Origin of the sequence: Nonomuraea sp. NPDC049141 (assembly GCF_040648415.1) — a bacterium.
Lineage (GTDB): Bacteria > Actinomycetota > Actinomycetes > Streptosporangiales > Streptosporangiaceae > Nonomuraea.
In genome coordinates this window covers 67,494-82,042 of the sequence record NZ_JBEZDR010000027.1, presented here as the reverse complement: position 1 = coordinate 82,042, position 14,549 = coordinate 67,494, and the positions used below count along the sequence as shown (strand labels likewise).

Sequence of the window (14,549 nt, the reverse complement as noted above, 5' to 3'; positions counted from 1 at the left end):
CGATACGTCTCCCACGGCGCTCTCATGAATCGTGGTGCTGCATGAAACCTCTGGCCGCCGTCCTGGCCATCGTCGTTCTCGTCGCCGTGCTGGGTGTCATGGGGATCGGTGTGGGCGCCCTTTCGTTCTTCGCCTCTCATGGCTGTGGCAGCGGCGAAGACCGGTTGGCCCAGTCCCTCGCGGCGCACGGCATCTTCGCCCAGCGCCCGTCCGGAGCCCGGCCACAAGGCGAGCGGACGGCGATCTGTGACGTGGATGACCGGATCGTGGATGTCGAGCAGGTCTATCGCGTTCCCCGGGCGGGGAACGACGTGTTCGATTTCTACCGCGAGGTCGCCGTGAGGGACGGGTGGAAGCCCTCGACCGAGGAGGAGGACGCGGGTGGGTTCTGTTTCACCAAAGCCATCGCCGACAAGGACGTCGATTTTTCGGTTTCGGTGGACAAGCCGGACATGGTCTATGTGCGCATGAGTTCATCCGTAGACGGTGGCGGCTGGTGCTGAACGCGAGGGCCTTTAGCGGAGCGCTGATCGGGCCGTAGGGGCCAGGCGGAGGCGTTGTGGGGGAGCGGTCAGCCGGGACTCCAGTCCGGGCAGCGCCACTTCACGCTCCTCAGAGGGCCGGTCGAACCGGGCGAACCACATGAAGACCTGCTCCCCTGTGCGTACGGGGAGCGCGGGGAAGGTGTTCTCGGCGCTCTCGGTCTCGAAGCACGCCACCGGCGGCACCCCGGCCTCCTTGAGCACGGGTACGGCCTCCCGGGCGAAGAACTCGGCGAACTCGTCCCCGACGTGGTAGATCATCGCGACGTACAGCGACTCGGGCAGGACGGTGGCGCCGACGGGCGGTCGCGCCATACCCGGAAAGGGATCGGCAGCGGGCCGGAGAGCATGGCTGGGCGCGGACTCGTGGGAAAAGCCGGGCGCCGGGCGTAGGAGCAGCACGTTGTCGGAGTCGAGCATCGTCGCGTTGGCCGCGTCCCGGTTGGCCTTCCAGATGGGGCCGCCGTAGAAGTCCGTAAGCGCCGCTCGCCGAGCCTCCATGTCTGGAAATTTCCGCATCCACGGATACATGTTCGGATCGTCCAGATCACGGAACTGGCCCACCACCCCCATCCCGGACGCCTCCTGTCCTTCGATGAACTCCCGCTCGAACAGCTCGATCAACGTGTCGCGCCGGCCGGGACGCAGCGTGTAGTTCCGGAACTCATAAATCATGCGGGGATGCTACGAGCGGACAACTGACACCGACTGTCAGCAGAATCGGGCTAGAAGAATATTCTGATTACCTACAGCTACATAACTACTACGCTTCGTATATGATCGCTTTGGCTTTGATCCCACAACGTCAAGGAAAGTCACTGAAGTGATCAAGAAGTTGCGTGTCACCGGTGCCGTCATGGCGGCGGCCGCCGGCGTCACCCTGCCGGCCGCACCCGCCCAGGCGGACGGCTGGAGCGACAACTGGAGCGGCAACACCTACTCGTCCCAGTCCGGAAACAACTTCGGCGACATCGCGGCGTTCAACGAGGGCGCCGGCAGCGCGACCAACGTCAACAACATCAACGGCATAGCCACCACGGCGTCCAACGGCGGCACCACGGTGACGTACATCTTCTACTGACCCCGATCCCCCTTCCTCGCACACCGGTCGCCATCGTCCGACGGAGTCCCCAGTCCACGAGAACGCTTCGGAAGGAAGTCGAAATGATCAAGAAGCTTTGCGCCACCGGATTCGTCGTCGCCGCGGGCACGGTCCTGATGGCCGCTGCCGCTCATGCCGACACCGACAACCGCAGCTCCAACTCCTCATCCACGCAGTCGGGCAACATCTTCGGCAACCTCCAGGTCAGAAATGCCGGTAGCGGTTCCAGCACCAATGTCACCAACGTCAACGGCAACGCCGCCACGGCCACCGGCCGCAGCGGCGTAGGCGTGAGCACCACCTCCGACTAGGGGCCGAGGCTGAGCACGGTCGGGCCCGGAATGGCTGGACTAACATCTCGGGGTGTCTATCTGTGCGTATGCGACGTTTTACAATCCCGACGACCATGACGATGAGCGCGACGGGGTTCTGGTCGCGTGGCGCGAGGCGGGCATCGAGGGCCGTGCCGAGCAGTGGGACGATCCGACGGTCGACTGGAGCGCCTACGACGCGGTGGTGGTCCGGTCGGTCTGGGACTACCTCGACCGCCGGGCCGACTTCCTCGCCTGGGCTCGCCGGGTAGAGCGCGCCACCAAACTGCTCAACCCGGCCGCCGTGCTCGAATCCAACACCGACAAGACCTATCTCCGAGATCTGGGTGTGCCCATCGTGCCGACCCACTGGTCTCCGGAGCACCTGCCGTACTGGGAGGAGTACGTCGTCAAGCCCGCCATCTCGGCGGGTGCCCGAGACACGATCAGGACCACCGACCGAGGCCAGGCCGAGGCGCACGCCGCCGCGCTGGCGGCAGCCGGACGCGTCCCCATGGTCCAGCCCTACCTCGACATGGTCGAGTCGGAGGGCGAGACCTCGCTGCTGTACTTCAACCGCCGGTTCAGCCATGCGGTCCGGCGCACCCCCATGCTCACCCCAGGAAAGACGGGCGCGGACCAGGTTCTGGCGGATCCGCGCACACCGGCCCCGGACCAGGTCGAACTCGCTGAGAAGGTGCTTGCCGCCATCCCCCAGGCCCTTCTTTACGCCAGGATCGACCTGGTCCGGCTCCCTGACGGCAGCCCGGTGGTCATGGAGGTCGAGCTCACGGAGCCGTACCTGTACCTGCGCTACGAGCCCCACGCCGCCGCGAACCTCGCCACCGCGCTGCGCGAACTGCTCTGAGATCTCCCAGGGGGACTAGCAGGAAATGCCGCCGTCAACCGGAATGACCGTCCCCGTGAGGTAGGCGCCGGCGCGCGAGGACAGGTAGATCGCCGCCCCGGCCATGTCATCGGGGCGGCCGATGCGGCCCATCGGCACACTGGACACGACGCTCTCCCGGATCGCCGGATCATCCAGCGCGAACGCCATCATCTTCGACTCGAACGGCCCCGGCGCGATCGCGTTCACCGTGATGTGCTCGCGCGCCAGTTGCCTGGCCAGGTGCCGGGTCAGCATGTGCACGCCGGACTTCGAGGCGGAGTAGGCGTAGTTCTCCACCGACGGCACCCTTATCCCGTCGATGGACCCGATGTTGATCACCCGCGCCGGATCCTCCGCGCCGGCCGCCGCCCGCAACTGCGGCAGGAACCGCTGGGTCAGGAAGAAGACCCCTTTGACGTTGATGTTCCAGAGCTTGTCGAAGGCGTGCTCCGGATACTCCTCCAGCGGCGCGCCCCAGGCCGCGCCCGCGTTGTTCACCAGCACGTTCAGCGCCCCGTCCACCGCCGCCACCAGCGTGTCCACCCCCTCGGGCGTGGACAGATCAGCCGGTACGGCGACACAGCCGAGCTCCTTGGCGGTCCGCTCCACCTCGGCGGTTTTGCGCGCGGAGATGTACACGGTCGCCCCGGCCTCGACGAATCCGGTCGCGATCATGCGCCCGATGCCACGGGAGCCACCGGTGACGACGACGGTCTTGCCTTCCACCGAGAACAGAGTCATGTTCCGGAAGCATGCCATACCAACCGGTCGGTAGCTAGCGCCGCCGCTCAGCCGGAGTCCTTCACCCACAACCCGAGCAGACCGCGGAAATGCTCCACGAAGCGGTCCCTCTCGTGCGCGGGATACGTGGCCGTCACCGTGTCGACCAGCAGCCGGTCGAAGTCCGGCCCGGCCACCCAGTCCAGCACGATCTCATCGAGGTGGCGTAGCCGGCTGTCGCAGAAGTCCTGGTAGCGGTCGGTCTCGAAGTAGTCGTCGGCCAGCCGCCGATAGGCCGCCAGCCGTTCCTCGTACGACCCGGTGACCGCGAAATACTCCCGCGTATCCAGATCGAGCCGCGGCCGCCGCCCGGTGCCCACGCAGAACACACTCCACCGGACCAGCGCCTTGATCGCCCAGGGGAAGTAGTAGTGCAGGCTCGTCAGCGCGACATCCGGGCAGGCGTTGGCGTAGTCGATCGGGTGCACGTCCGCGCCCTTGACCAGCGTCTCGCAGGAGTTGAACTCCCATCGGAAAAACGCGTTCACCAGCCGGCCGATCGTGACCACCTCGTCGCCCACACTCGGGGCGAGGAACTCGTGGTCCACGACATACCGTGCGTGCATCGGCTCCTCAGGCCGGAACCGCATCACCATGGTCTCCGCCCCGATCGACAGGGACCGGGCGAACGCCTCGTACCCCTCGACCGCCTTCTGCAGATGCATGAGCATCTCGCCGCTCTGGTCGTAGGCCCGATGGAGCTCGTCGGGGTTGCGCACCAGCGACACCCCGCGCCACGCCCCGCCGTCATAGGGCTTCATGAACATCGGATACCCGATGCCCTCCGCGACCGCGTCAAGATCGAACGGCTGGTTGTAGCGGGCCGCCGTGTAGGCGTACTTGGTGTTGTCGGGCGGATTCTTGTACGGCACCAGCACCGTCTTCGGGACCTTCAACCCGAGCCGCATCATGGCGCAGTAGGCGGCGTGCTTCTCCATCGACTGGAAGGTGAACGGGCTGTTCAGCAGATAGACGTCGTCCATCATGGCGATCTTCTTGAGCCACTCGCGCGGGTGGTAGTACCAGTACGCCAGCCGGTCGATCACCAGATCGTGCCGGGGCTGATCGCGCAGGTCGAACGGCTCGATCGTGATGCGTTCCACATCGAACTCGCCGACCCCTTTGACCGGCCCCAGCCGCCGCAGCACCGTCTCGAACGCCGACGGCCAGTCCTCTTCCGTCCCCAGCAGCAACCCCAGCAGATGCCTCACGATGCTCCTTTCGCAGAGCTCCTTTCGCAGAGCTCCTTTCGCAGAGCTCCTTTCGTAGAGCTCCTTTCGTAGAGCTCCTTCCGTAGAGCTCCTTCCGTCGGGACCGCGTCGGAGCGTCGGCGGCCACCCGCACGCCACGGGGGCCAGGCGGTCACACTCCCGGGAGGCGGCCGTTGCGGAAGAGGTCGACGAACCGTTGGTGGTCTTCCCGGGCCTGTGCCCCATAACGGTGCGCAAAATCCACCAGCATCCCGATAAATCCGGGCCTGTCGCCATTTACCACGCGCATGATTGACTCCTCAGTCGAGAAGCTCACCAGGTCGTGGCTGGACTCGTCGTCCGCGACCGAGTGCATGCGCGCCACCGCCCGCCCCAGGTCGCGCATGATCGACCGCAGCTCCGCCGGCTCGTTGACGTCGTCCCAATCCAGGTCGGCGGAGTACGGGGAGACCTCCGCCACCATTTGCCCCACCCCGTCCAGCGTCGTGTACCCCAGCCATGGATCGGCGTACGCCTGCAACGCCCGCTGCGACTCCGCGGTCCGATGCCCCTGGTGGTGGAAGTAACGCGCGACCTTCTCGTCCGGAATGTAACGAGCCACCGCGGGCACCTGCGCCTGCTTCATGTAGAGGATGACGTCGTTCTCCAGCGCCTGCGAGCGTCCCTCCAGCAGCAGGTTGTATGACGGCAGCCCCGCGGACCCGATCCCCACACCCTTGCGCAGCGCCACGTCCTTGATCACGTGCTCGACCGGGTTCGACTCCGTGGGCAGGGTCGTCAGGTAGTCCTCGAACGCGGCCAGCACGGCGTCCCGCGTCGCCGCGCCGACGGGCTCGCGCCCGTCCATGAACGCGAACCGCCGGTCGTAGTCGTCGATCACGGTCTCGACGTCCAGCATCGCCACCCGTGTGCTCAACCGGGCCGTCTGCAGCACCCGGTGCAGCACGCCGCTGGTGGTGTCGAGCGTGAGCGACCCGATCGCGTCGTCCCCACCGCGCGCGATGCCGCCCAGTTCGGCCAGGTACGCGCTGGCGAAGTCGCCCACGAGCCCGCTGATCGCCTCGTCCGACAGGGCCTTGGCGTACCCGATCAGCGCCACGCTGGCGGCGAACCGCTTGAGATCCCAGACGTACGGCCCCACGTACGCCTCGTCGAAGTCGTTGACGTTGAAGACGAGCACCCCTGAGGCGTTCATGTAGGTGCCGAAGTTCTCGGCGTGCAGATCGCCGTGGATCCAGACGCGGCTGGTCGGTTCGTCAAGGTAGGACTGGTCCGCGAATCCTTCGGTGAGGTCCGCGTAGAACAGGCAGGCGCTGCCCCGGTAGAACGCAAAAGGGGAGGCCGCCATCTTCCGAAATTTCCGCCTGAACGCCGCGGGGTCTTGCTTGATCGACTCACCGAACTCCGTCATGAGGACATCTAGCAGGTGGGAAGCGCGTGTGCCCATGTCTCGGACACTAAGTCTTCCCCGCCTGCCCGCCTACCCTGGTCTTTCCCTGTCAGGGTGGAGGCCCGCCGATCTTCAGACGGTCACCTGTCCCGGTCGTACGGCCGGCAGACCGCGGAAGCCCGCGACCGCGAGCAGCACCACCATGACGACCAGCGCCACGCACTGGCCCACGCTGGACGCCCACAGCACGTCCGGTCCCGAGCTCAGGTAGCTGTTGTCCACCACCGACAGCCGCGACGGCAGCATCAGCGTCCCGAGGATCGCCAGCGCGAGCGGCACATACGGGGGCAGGTGGCGCGCGAGGCAGACGATCCCGGCCGCCACGAGCACCACAGTGGCCAGGCCCATCAGGTCCACCCACGGCCACAACAGCGGCACCTTCCCCAGCGCGGGCGCCAGCAGGGCGAGGACGACGGCCCTCAGCACCAGCCCGGCGGCCAGCGGCAGGAGGGTCGGCAGCCATGCTCGCCGCACCGGCGGGACGTCGCTGTGGAAGCCGGCGAACAGGGCCGTCAGCGGTACCACGACGTTCAGGACCGGTGACACCACGTCCAGAGGCACGAACAGGCCGCCCGCGAGCTGCCAGGCGGCGAGCTCGGCCAGGGCCGCCACTCCGGCCGCGAGCGCCACCGGCTTGGCCGTCCGGACGTGCCCGCGCATCAGCAGCACGAACGCCGCCGCCCAGAGAGCCGCCGCGAGCACACCGAGTGGCCGCGTCATCGAGCCGGGCGCCGCGAAGGCGAGGGAGGTGAGGGTGAAGGCGCCGGCCGCCGCGTGGAAGGCGAGCCCCAGTGTCGCCACCAGCCTGACGGCCGCGCCCCAGGCGACGAACCGGGGTATCGCGCCCGCTCCGCCGAGCCGTACGCGCGTCGAGAGGGCGAGCACGCTGGCGATCTCGCCCCAGCCTGGCCGGGGATTCTCCTCGTCGGGCACCTCGCCGCCCTCCATGAACGCGGCCACCATCTCCTCCTCCCGCTCGGCCCGGTACGCACGGGGGAGCAACCGCAGGACGGTGCGGTAACGCTGTTCAAGCAGCTCGTCCAACGCGTTCACCCGGCACCTCCGGCATCGGCGACGGCGGCGGTTCCGCGGAGCAGGCGGGAGAGGGCGGTGGCGGTGGCGGTTCCGGGGTGCAGGCGGGCGGTGCGGTCCCGGAGCCGGGCGGTCGCCGCGCGGGCGTTGGCCGCCAGGCGGGCCGCCTCCTCCTCCAGCGCCCCGGCCCCGGAGTCCGTCAGCCGGTAGTAGCGGCGCAGCCGGCCCTGGGCCACCTCTTCCCGGTCGAGCGCCACCAGCCCTTCCCCGGCCAGCCGGTCCAGCACGCCGTACAGGGAGCCGATCTTGAGTTGCACCCGCCCGCCGGACAGCCGGTCGACCTCCTGGACGATCCCGTAGCCGTGCCGCGGCTCGTCCACCAGCGCGGTGAGCGCCAGGAACATGGGCTCCGTTATATTCACCCTCGCACTATATCTTGTCTCTCAGGACATAGTCACGGGTGCTGCGAGGAGACGGAGACGATCTCGCCGGTCATGTACGAGGAGTAGTCGCTGGCCAGGAAGACGATCACGTTCGCCACCTCCCAAGGCTCCGCCGAGCGCCCGAACGCCTCCGCCGCCGCCAGCTCCGCCAGCAACTCCTCGCTAGTCACCTTCGCCAGGAACGGGTGTACGGCCAGCGAAGGCGCCACCGCGTTGACCCGCACGCCGTGCTCGGCCGCCTCCAGTGCGACGCACCTGGTCAGCGCCATCACCCCGGCCTTGGCCGCCGCGTAGTGCGACTGCCCCCGCTGCGCCCGCCAGCCGATCACGGAGGCGTTGTTCACGATCACCCCGGAGCCCTGCGCGATCATCTGCTTCAGCGCGGCCCTGGTGCAGCGCATGGTGCCGTTCAGGGTCACGTCGATGACGGTGCGCCACTGGTCGTCGGTCATCTCGGCCAGCGACGCCGTACCGCCGAGCCCGGCGTTGTTGACCACCACGTCCAGCCGGCCGTGCGCCTGCACCACCGCGTCGAACAGCGCCAGCACCTGGGCCTCCGACGTCACGTCGCACGGCACCGCCAGCGGCTTGACGCCGGTGAGCTCGGTCAGCGAGTCGGCCGCGGCGGACAGGCGGCGCTCATGCCGGTCCGAGATGACGATCGTGGCGCCCTCCTCGGCGCAGCGCTTGGCCGTCGCGTACCCGATCCCGGCCCCCGCCGCGGCCGTGACCAGCGTGACCTTGCCGTCGAGCAGCCCATGCGCCTTCGGATAGGGGGGTGCCATCGTGCTCCAATCAGCGGGGGGTCAGCGGGGGAGTTCAGCGAGGGGAGTTCAGCGAGGAAGTCCAAGGGTGCGCTCGGCGATGATGTTCCGCTGGATTTCGCTCGAACCCGCATAGATCGTGTCCGCCCGGCTGAACAGATACAGCCGCTGGAGATCGTTGAGCTCACCGTTGCGGGCGACAAGTCCGGACTTCTGCTGTACGGCCTGCGCCAGCTCGCCCAGCCTGCGATGCCACTCCGACCAGTACAGCTTGGCGATCGAGGCCACCGGCCCCGGATCGGCCCGCAGCGCGTTGAGCCGCATGATCTCCAGCTCCAGCCACGAGCGCACCAGCCGGTCGCGCAGCACCGGATCGTCGGCCGCGCCCGTACGCCGGGCGACCTCGATCACCCGGGCCAGCTCCCGCCGGAACCCGATCTGCTGCCCCAGCGTGGAGACGCCCCGCTCGTAGCCGAGCGTGGCCATCGCGACGCGCCACCCGTCGCCGGGCGCGCCGAGCACGTTCCCGGCCGCGGTCCTGGCCCCGTCGAAGAACACCTCGTTGAACTCGGACGTCCCCGTCATCTGCACGATCGGCCGCACCTCGACGCCGGGCTGGTCCATGGGCACGAGCAGGTACGACAGTCCCCGGTGCCGCTGGGAACCCGCTTCCGTACGGCAGAGCGCGAAGCACCAGTCGGACACGTGGGCCAGTGACGTCCACACCTTCTGCCCGGTGATGACCCATTCGTCGCCTGACAAGTACGCCTTCGTCTGGACGTTGGCCAGATCGGAGCCCGCCTCCGGCTCGGAGTAGCCCTGGCACCACAGCTCGTCGCCGCGCTGGATCGGCGGCAGGAACCGGGCCTTCTGCGCCTCGGTGCCGAACTCCAGGATCGTCGGCCCGATCAGCCCCTCGCCGATGAGGCCCACGCGGGCGGGGGCGTCCGCCAGGGCGTACTCCTCGTGGAAGGCGACCTGGTCGGCGAGCGAGGCGTCGCGGCCGCCGTACTCGACGGGCCAGCCCAGGCAGGTCCAGCCCGCCTTGCCGAGGTGGCGCTCCCAGGCCAGGCGGACCTCGTGGCCCTCGTGCTCGCGCCCGGGACCGCCGAGGCCACGGGCGTGCGCGAAGTCACCGGTGAGGTTCTCGGCCAGCCAGGCGCGCGCCTCCTCACGCAGGCTCAACGTGGCCTCCTGAGAGACGGGAGACGGGCTCGGCGAGATCAGGCGGGCTCAACGAAGCCGCCGTAGCCGCCGCGGAAGAACAGCAGCGGACCGCCGTCCGCGTGCGTGTCGAGCTGGAGCACCCGGGCCACCACGATCATGTGATCGCCCGCCATGTGCTCGGCCTCGATCGCGCAGTCGATCCAGGCCAAGGCGCCTTCGATCACCGGGTTGCCGCCGGGCGAACCGGTCCACCGCAGCCCGGCGAACTTGTCGCCGCCCCTGCTCGCGAGCTGGGCGCAGACGTGCTGCTGGTGCTCGGCGAGCACGTTCACGGTGATGACCTTGGCGCCGCGCACCTTGGGCCAGCTCGTGCTGGTGTGCGCCACGCAGAACGCCACCAGCGGCGGGTCGAGCGACACCGAGGTGAAGGAGTTGGCCGCCAGACCGCACGGCTCACCGTTCATCGGGTCGAGCGCGGTGATCGCCACCACACCGGTGGCGAACCTGCCCAGCACCGACCGGAACCTCCGGCTGTCGAGCTGGCCGTTGCCGCTCTCGTGGGACTGGCCGTTCGGCATCGAGGCTCCGTTGAGAGTCCTGCGCTGGTACGGCGCCGGGGGGCCGCCACAGCCGTCCGGCGTGATCAGCCGGGCAGCGTGTGTGCTCATGGTCTCCTCCTCATCGCCGCTTGCATCGTATCTTACCAAGCGCTTGCTTGGACGGTAGGCGTGCGGCGGAAAAGGTGTCAAGCGAAATGCGGCGCAGGTTGGCATGCCAGGCGTACCTCCCCGTTGACATATGTGGACGGTGGGGCCTAGCGTTTCAGGATGGCCAAGCGCTTGCTTGAGTTCCGGGACCGTACGGCCGTGGTGGGGGTCGGTTACACGCCCTTCACCAAGGACTCGGGGGTCAGCACGCTCACCCTGGCCTGTCGCGCGATCCTGGCCGCCCTCGACGACGCCGGCCTCGGCCCCGGCGACGTCGAGGGCTTGGCCACGCACCGAGTCGGCGACTCGGCGGCCCCGTCCCTGGTGGGTCCGGCGCTCGGCATGGCCGATCCGACCTGGTACCTCGACCAGTTCGGCGGCGGCAGCGTCTCGCACGCGGTTGTGGCGCAGGCGGCGCTGGCCGTGGCGACCGGCATGGCCGAGACCGTCGTCTGTTACCGCGCGATCAATGCCCGGTCGGAGTTCCGCATGGGCGGCACCGGGCGGGGCCTTCCGGTAAGCCCCGAGGTGCAATATCAAGCGCCATATGGCTATTTCGCGCCACCACAGCAATATGCGATGTATGCCCAAGCCCATATACAGAAATACGGCACTAAAGCGGAGCATTTCGGGCAACTGGCCGTCACTCAGCGGGCGAATGCCGTCAAGAATCCGCGCGCTCTCATGCGCACCCCCATCACCCTCGACGATTACCTGGCCAGTAGGTGGATCGCCGAGCCGTTCCGCCTGCTGGACTGCTGCCTGGAGACCGACGGCGCGTGCGCCCTGGTCATCACGACCGCCGACCGCGCCCGCTCGCTGCGCCGCCCGCCGGTGCTGATCTCCGGCGCGGCCTGGGGCGGCGGCGACTCGCACCTGTCCGGCGGCCGGGCCGACCCCACCACCACGGCCGCCGCCGCGCTGGCCCCGCGCCTGTACGCCCAGGCCGGACTCGGCCCGGCCGACATCGACGTGGCGGAGCTGTACGACTGCTTCACCTACTCGGTGATCGTCCAGTTGGAGGACTACGGCTTCTGCGCCAAGGGCGAGGGCGGCCCGTACGTCGCGTCCGGCGCGACGGCCCTCGACGGACCGCTCCCGGTCAACACGCACGGCGGCTTCCTGTCGGAGGGCTACGTCCACGGCATCAACCACATAGCCGAGGCCGTCTCCCAGCTACGCGGGGACGCGGGTGACCGGCAGGTCGCCGGCGCCGAGGTGGCGCTGTCGACCGCCCAGCCCGGCTACATCCTGCCCGCCACCTCGGCCCTCCTGCTCAGAAAGGGCTGACCGATGCCTGACCGGTACGGCAGGCCGCCCCGCGGCGTGCGGCCGACCCCTGATCGGGACTCCAAGGACTGGTGGGACCGGCTCGCCGGCCACGAGTTCACGGTCCAGCGCTGTGACACCTGTCACACCCCTCGCTTCCCGGCCAGGGCCTTCTGCCCGGCCTGCCGTACCGAGAGGTGGCATTGGGAGGTGGTCGCGCCGCAGGGCACGGTGGAGAGCTGGATCGTCAACCGCCGGCCGTTCATGCCCGGCTCGACCGAGCCGTACGTCGTGGTGCTGGTGCGGCTCTCCGCCGTGCCCGGCTGCCTGATTCACGGCGGGTGGGACGGCGATCGCGAGCCCGAGTACGGTCAGGCGGTCCAGGGGGTGTACGCGGACATGGGCGATGACCTGGCACTACTCAATTGGCGGCCAGCTGAGTAGCACGCATCCCCGGGAAATCCTTCGCGGCGCCACCAAGTCGGGAACGATAGGTAGTAATGGGCCTGAAAGCCAATCCCGGTCTGGCCGCCTCCGCACCGCGGCCGGCCACGCACGCCGGGCGCCCGCCTCCGGGGCAGGGCTGGACCGGGCTTGGTGTACGGCGCGGGCCTGGCTAGGCGCAAAGAATGGTGGTCAAAGGCGCGAAGTGCCACAAATGTTATGGAAAAGGAGGAACGCGCGCCCTGGCGGGCGTGGGGGACCCGCCAGGACGCGCTTCCTGCCCCGTGTGCGGCGACACCAGGACTCCGGCGAGGGATGGAGTCCTAGGCCGAGTGTTCGCACACGGAGTTCGTGGGGGAGCGACCCTCTTTCGAGGACTCCGGATGTTGGTAGTGGTCGACGATACGTTGGGCCGCGCCGACGGGGTCATCGATGGGATGTGAGACGGTGGCGCCCTCCTCATTCCAGATGAAGGAACCGTCCTTGCTCCACACGGTCAACTCGGACATACCGTTCCCATTGCTCTGGTAGGTGTGGCAGGGGCCCTGGCGGTGCAACGCGTAACGCAGTAAACGTGTTGCTTCACGAGGGTCTCGCCAGGGCAGGTACGGCGTGCCCGCGTGGACTGGTAACACCGGCCCTCACCCCCTCACCGGCCTTTCGATGGATTTGTACCAACGATTGGATGATGCGGCTGTCAATGGCCATTGGTCAAGGGGTTGTGGCCTGTTAGAACCAGATCGTCTAAATTGTTGGAACAAAAGGGGTGAAAGTGGCAAGGTCGGTCCTGTACCAGCTGGTGGCCTCAGAGCTGAGGAGAGCCATCTACTCCGGTGTACTCGGCCCCGGGGCGCAGCTGCCGACCGAGGCGCAGCTCATGGAAGACCATGGGGTGAGCCGCAACACTGTCCGACTCGCCCTTGGGGAGCTGGTCAACGAAGGGTTGGTCACGCGAACCCCGCGGCGTGGCACGGTCGTCCGTGACCGGAGACCGCTGCTGATCTATCCGCAGCGCGAGCTGGAGCCGCAGCCGTCCGGCGAACTACGCGAAGCTTTCGCCTTCGCCGTGACGCAGGAAGGTCGTGCGCCCAGCCAGTACATAGAGGTCTTGACCGTCTCTCCGGTCGAGGAGATCGCCAGCCGGCTCGAACTGGCCGAAGGGGAACTGGCCGTCGTCCGGCGGCGCCTGCGGTTCGTCGACGGCCAGCCGTACAACACCAACGATTCCTACTTTCCACGTGACCTGGTGGCCAGCACGGAGATCGCCCGGCCGGGCGATATTCCGCGGGGGGCCAACCGGGTGCTGGAGGAGCTCGGACACGAGCAGGTGCGGGTGGTGGACGACATCTGGGCGCGTATGCCCAACCAGGAAGAAGCCGAGCGTCTCCAACTTGAGCTCGGCACACCGGTCATGGTTTACGTCCGGGTTGGTTACGACAACGGCGACATGCCCGTGCGTGTCGCGGTGTCGGTGCTCCCCGCCGACAAGCACTTGATCAGATACGAGCTCGACAGCCGCTGAGCGAGCTCGGTTGGGGGTGATCCCACCGGCCGCCTAAGACGAGCCTCCCGCCTCGCTGGGCAAAGGGAGTCCTGCGCACTCCCTTGATGCGCGATTTCTCGATAGATGTCGCCTCAAACCCCCCGTGCGAGCCAGCGCGCGCTCCAATAGTCACGTTCTGTGTTCGCATGGACACCCGATGTCATGAAGGGCTGAACCGTGCTTTCGAACACCCTGCTCCACCCGCTCGCTCTCCGCCGCGCCGACGCCGCCGATCTCCCGGGCGTCCTGACCCTCCTCGCCGACACGTCCGAATGGCTGCACTCCAGGGGAGTGCGGCAGTGGCCGCGGGGAGGCTTCGGGCCCGAGCGGATCGAGCCACTCATCGCCGAGCGGGTGCTCTACCTCGTGGACGACGAGCTCCGGTACCTCGAGCTGGACGACGAGGCCCCGCCCGTCGCCACGATCGCCCTCGACGACCACGCCGACCCGGAGTTCTGGCGGCGGGCCGACGACCCGGGCTCCGCCCTGTACGTGCACAAGCTCGCCGTCGCCCGGCCCTGGTCGGGCTTCGGCCTCGGGGACGCCCTGCTGGACTGGGCGGGCTCCATGGCGCACGCCTCCGGGTCGCGGTGGCTCCGGCTCGACTGCGCCAAGAACAACCCGCGGTTGCAGGACTACTACCGCAAGCGCGGCTTCCGGCACCTGCGTACGGTCGATCTGCCGCACCGCTCCTCGGGCGCCCTCTTCGAGCGGCCCGCGGAGGAGGCCGCGACGACGGCGTTCCGCGACCTCACGGTCGCCGAGTTGATCGGCGTCTGAGCACACCTGACCGGCGTCCGCCGGTACGACCGTGCCCTGCTTCCCTCAGTGGGGCACGGCCGGCGGGGACTTTTATCCCCCTTCACCCACGGAAATGGGCAGAGCACCATATAAC

17 protein-coding genes are annotated in these 14,549 nt (G+C 68.2%); 8 read left to right on the top strand and 9 right to left on the bottom strand.

The window, feature by feature from the left end; translation table 11 throughout:
• The first annotated feature begins 41 nt into the window (after positions 1-41).
• Positions 42-503 carry a hypothetical protein gene (locus tag AB0B91_RS52850; protein ID WP_358338575.1) on the top strand — a complete coding sequence of 154 codons (462 nt, stop codon included), beginning with the start codon at positions 42-44 and terminating at the stop codon, positions 501-503.
• A gap of 12 nt (positions 504-515) precedes the next feature.
• Here AB0B91_RS52850 and AB0B91_RS52845 read toward each other — a convergent pair whose 3' ends face one another.
• The gene (locus AB0B91_RS52845; protein ID WP_358338572.1) at positions 516-1,217 is read right to left on the bottom strand and encodes an NIPSNAP family protein; all 702 of its coding nucleotides are present in this window, start codon (positions 1,215-1,217) and stop codon (positions 516-518) included.
• Positions 1,218-1,365: 148 nt separating this feature from the next.
• Here AB0B91_RS52845 and AB0B91_RS52840 point away from each other — a divergent pair, with 148 nt between their 5' ends.
• From AB0B91_RS52840 to AB0B91_RS52830, 3 genes are all read left to right on the top strand, one after another.
• Positions 1,366-1,623, top strand: coding sequence for a hypothetical protein (locus tag AB0B91_RS52840; protein WP_358338569.1), 258 nt, complete (start codon positions 1,366-1,368; stop codon positions 1,621-1,623).
• An 83-nt stretch (positions 1,624-1,706) separates the two neighbouring features.
• Positions 1,707-1,955: a hypothetical protein gene (locus AB0B91_RS52835; RefSeq protein WP_358338566.1), complete on the top strand. Its 249-nt coding sequence runs from the start codon at positions 1,707-1,709 to the stop codon at positions 1,953-1,955.
• A gap of 52 nt (positions 1,956-2,007) precedes the next feature.
• Positions 2,008-2,823 (top strand): hypothetical protein, encoded by an 816-nt coding sequence (locus AB0B91_RS52830; RefSeq protein ID WP_358338563.1) that lies wholly within the window; start codon positions 2,008-2,010, stop codon positions 2,821-2,823.
• A gap of 15 nt (positions 2,824-2,838) precedes the next feature.
• Here AB0B91_RS52830 and AB0B91_RS52825 read toward each other — a convergent pair whose 3' ends face one another.
• From AB0B91_RS52825 to AB0B91_RS52790, 8 genes are all read right to left on the bottom strand, one after another.
• Positions 2,839-3,585, bottom strand: coding sequence for an SDR family oxidoreductase (locus AB0B91_RS52825; protein WP_358338560.1), 747 nt, complete (start codon positions 3,583-3,585; stop codon positions 2,839-2,841).
• Between the two features lie 47 nt (positions 3,586-3,632).
• The gene (locus AB0B91_RS52820) at positions 3,633-4,835 is read right to left on the bottom strand and encodes a hypothetical protein (protein ID WP_358338557.1); all 1,203 of its coding nucleotides are present in this window, start codon (positions 4,833-4,835) and stop codon (positions 3,633-3,635) included.
• Between the two features lie 151 nt (positions 4,836-4,986).
• Positions 4,987-6,282, bottom strand: coding sequence for a DUF2252 domain-containing protein (locus tag AB0B91_RS52815; RefSeq protein WP_358338554.1), 1,296 nt, complete (start codon positions 6,280-6,282; stop codon positions 4,987-4,989).
• 75 nt (positions 6,283-6,357) lie between these two features.
• A complete protein-coding gene (locus AB0B91_RS52810) occupies positions 6,358-7,338 on the bottom strand; it encodes a hypothetical protein (protein ID WP_358338551.1) in 981 nt (326 codons plus the stop codon).
• Positions 7,335-7,739: a PadR family transcriptional regulator gene (locus AB0B91_RS52805; protein WP_358338548.1), complete on the bottom strand. Its 405-nt coding sequence runs from the start codon at positions 7,737-7,739 to the stop codon at positions 7,335-7,337. The genes AB0B91_RS52810 and AB0B91_RS52805 overlap by 4 nt, the downstream gene beginning before the upstream one ends.
• 32 nt (positions 7,740-7,771) lie before the next feature.
• On the bottom strand, positions 7,772-8,545 hold the full coding sequence (locus AB0B91_RS52800; RefSeq protein ID WP_358338545.1) for an SDR family oxidoreductase: 774 nt from the start codon (positions 8,543-8,545) through the stop codon (positions 7,772-7,774).
• Positions 8,546-8,593: 48 nt separating this feature from the next.
• On the bottom strand, positions 8,594-9,709 hold the full coding sequence (locus tag AB0B91_RS52795) for an acyl-CoA dehydrogenase family protein (RefSeq protein ID WP_358338542.1): 1,116 nt from the start codon (positions 9,707-9,709) through the stop codon (positions 8,594-8,596).
• A gap of 38 nt (positions 9,710-9,747) precedes the next feature.
• Positions 9,748-10,269 carry a flavin reductase family protein gene (locus AB0B91_RS52790; RefSeq protein WP_358338910.1) on the bottom strand — a complete coding sequence of 174 codons (522 nt, stop codon included), beginning with the start codon at positions 10,267-10,269 and terminating at the stop codon, positions 9,748-9,750.
• A 249-nt stretch (positions 10,270-10,518) separates the two neighbouring features.
• Here AB0B91_RS52790 and AB0B91_RS52785 point away from each other — a divergent pair, with 249 nt between their 5' ends.
• From AB0B91_RS52785 to AB0B91_RS52770, 4 genes are all read left to right on the top strand, one after another.
• Complete coding sequence (locus tag AB0B91_RS52785) at positions 10,519-11,688, top strand: acetyl-CoA acetyltransferase (protein ID WP_358338539.1); 1,170 nt, start codon at positions 10,519-10,521, stop codon at positions 11,686-11,688.
• A gap of 3 nt (positions 11,689-11,691) precedes the next feature.
• Positions 11,692-12,111, top strand: coding sequence for an OB-fold domain-containing protein (locus AB0B91_RS52780; protein WP_358338536.1), 420 nt, complete (start codon positions 11,692-11,694; stop codon positions 12,109-12,111).
• Between the two features lie 772 nt (positions 12,112-12,883).
• A complete protein-coding gene (locus tag AB0B91_RS52775; protein WP_214642998.1) occupies positions 12,884-13,633 on the top strand; it encodes a GntR family transcriptional regulator in 750 nt (249 codons plus the stop codon).
• A gap of 198 nt (positions 13,634-13,831) precedes the next feature.
• The gene (locus AB0B91_RS52770; protein WP_358338533.1) at positions 13,832-14,434 is read left to right on the top strand and encodes a GNAT family N-acetyltransferase; all 603 of its coding nucleotides are present in this window, start codon (positions 13,832-13,834) and stop codon (positions 14,432-14,434) included.
• Positions 14,435-14,549: the final 115 nt, after the last annotated feature.

Excerpts from the sequence above, each read along its gene's own strand:
- AB0B91_RS52825 (WP_358338560.1), bottom strand. The coding sequence starts at position 3,585 with ATGACTCTGTTCTCGGTGGAAGGCAAGACCGTCGTCGTCACCGGTGGC.
- AB0B91_RS52835 (WP_358338566.1), top strand. The coding sequence starts at position 1,707 with ATGATCAAGAAGCTTTGCGCCACCGGATTCGTCGTCGCCGCGGGCACG.
- AB0B91_RS52845 (WP_358338572.1), bottom strand. The coding sequence starts at position 1,217 with ATGATTTATGAGTTCCGGAACTACACGCTGCGTCCCGGCCGGCGCGAC.
- AB0B91_RS52790 (WP_358338910.1), bottom strand. The coding sequence starts at position 10,269 with ATGCCGAACGGCCAGTCCCACGAGAGCGGCAACGGCCAGCTCGACAGC.
- AB0B91_RS52780 (WP_358338536.1), top strand. The coding sequence starts at position 11,692 with ATGCCTGACCGGTACGGCAGGCCGCCCCGCGGCGTGCGGCCGACCCCT.
- AB0B91_RS52785 (WP_358338539.1), top strand. The coding sequence starts at position 10,519 with ATGGCCAAGCGCTTGCTTGAGTTCCGGGACCGTACGGCCGTGGTGGGG.
- AB0B91_RS52850 (WP_358338575.1), top strand. The coding sequence starts at position 42 with ATGAAACCTCTGGCCGCCGTCCTGGCCATCGTCGTTCTCGTCGCCGTG.
- AB0B91_RS52800 (WP_358338545.1), bottom strand. The coding sequence starts at position 8,545 with ATGGCACCCCCCTATCCGAAGGCGCATGGGCTGCTCGACGGCAAGGTC.
- AB0B91_RS52815 (WP_358338554.1), bottom strand. The coding sequence starts at position 6,282 with ATGGGCACACGCGCTTCCCACCTGCTAGATGTCCTCATGACGGAGTTC.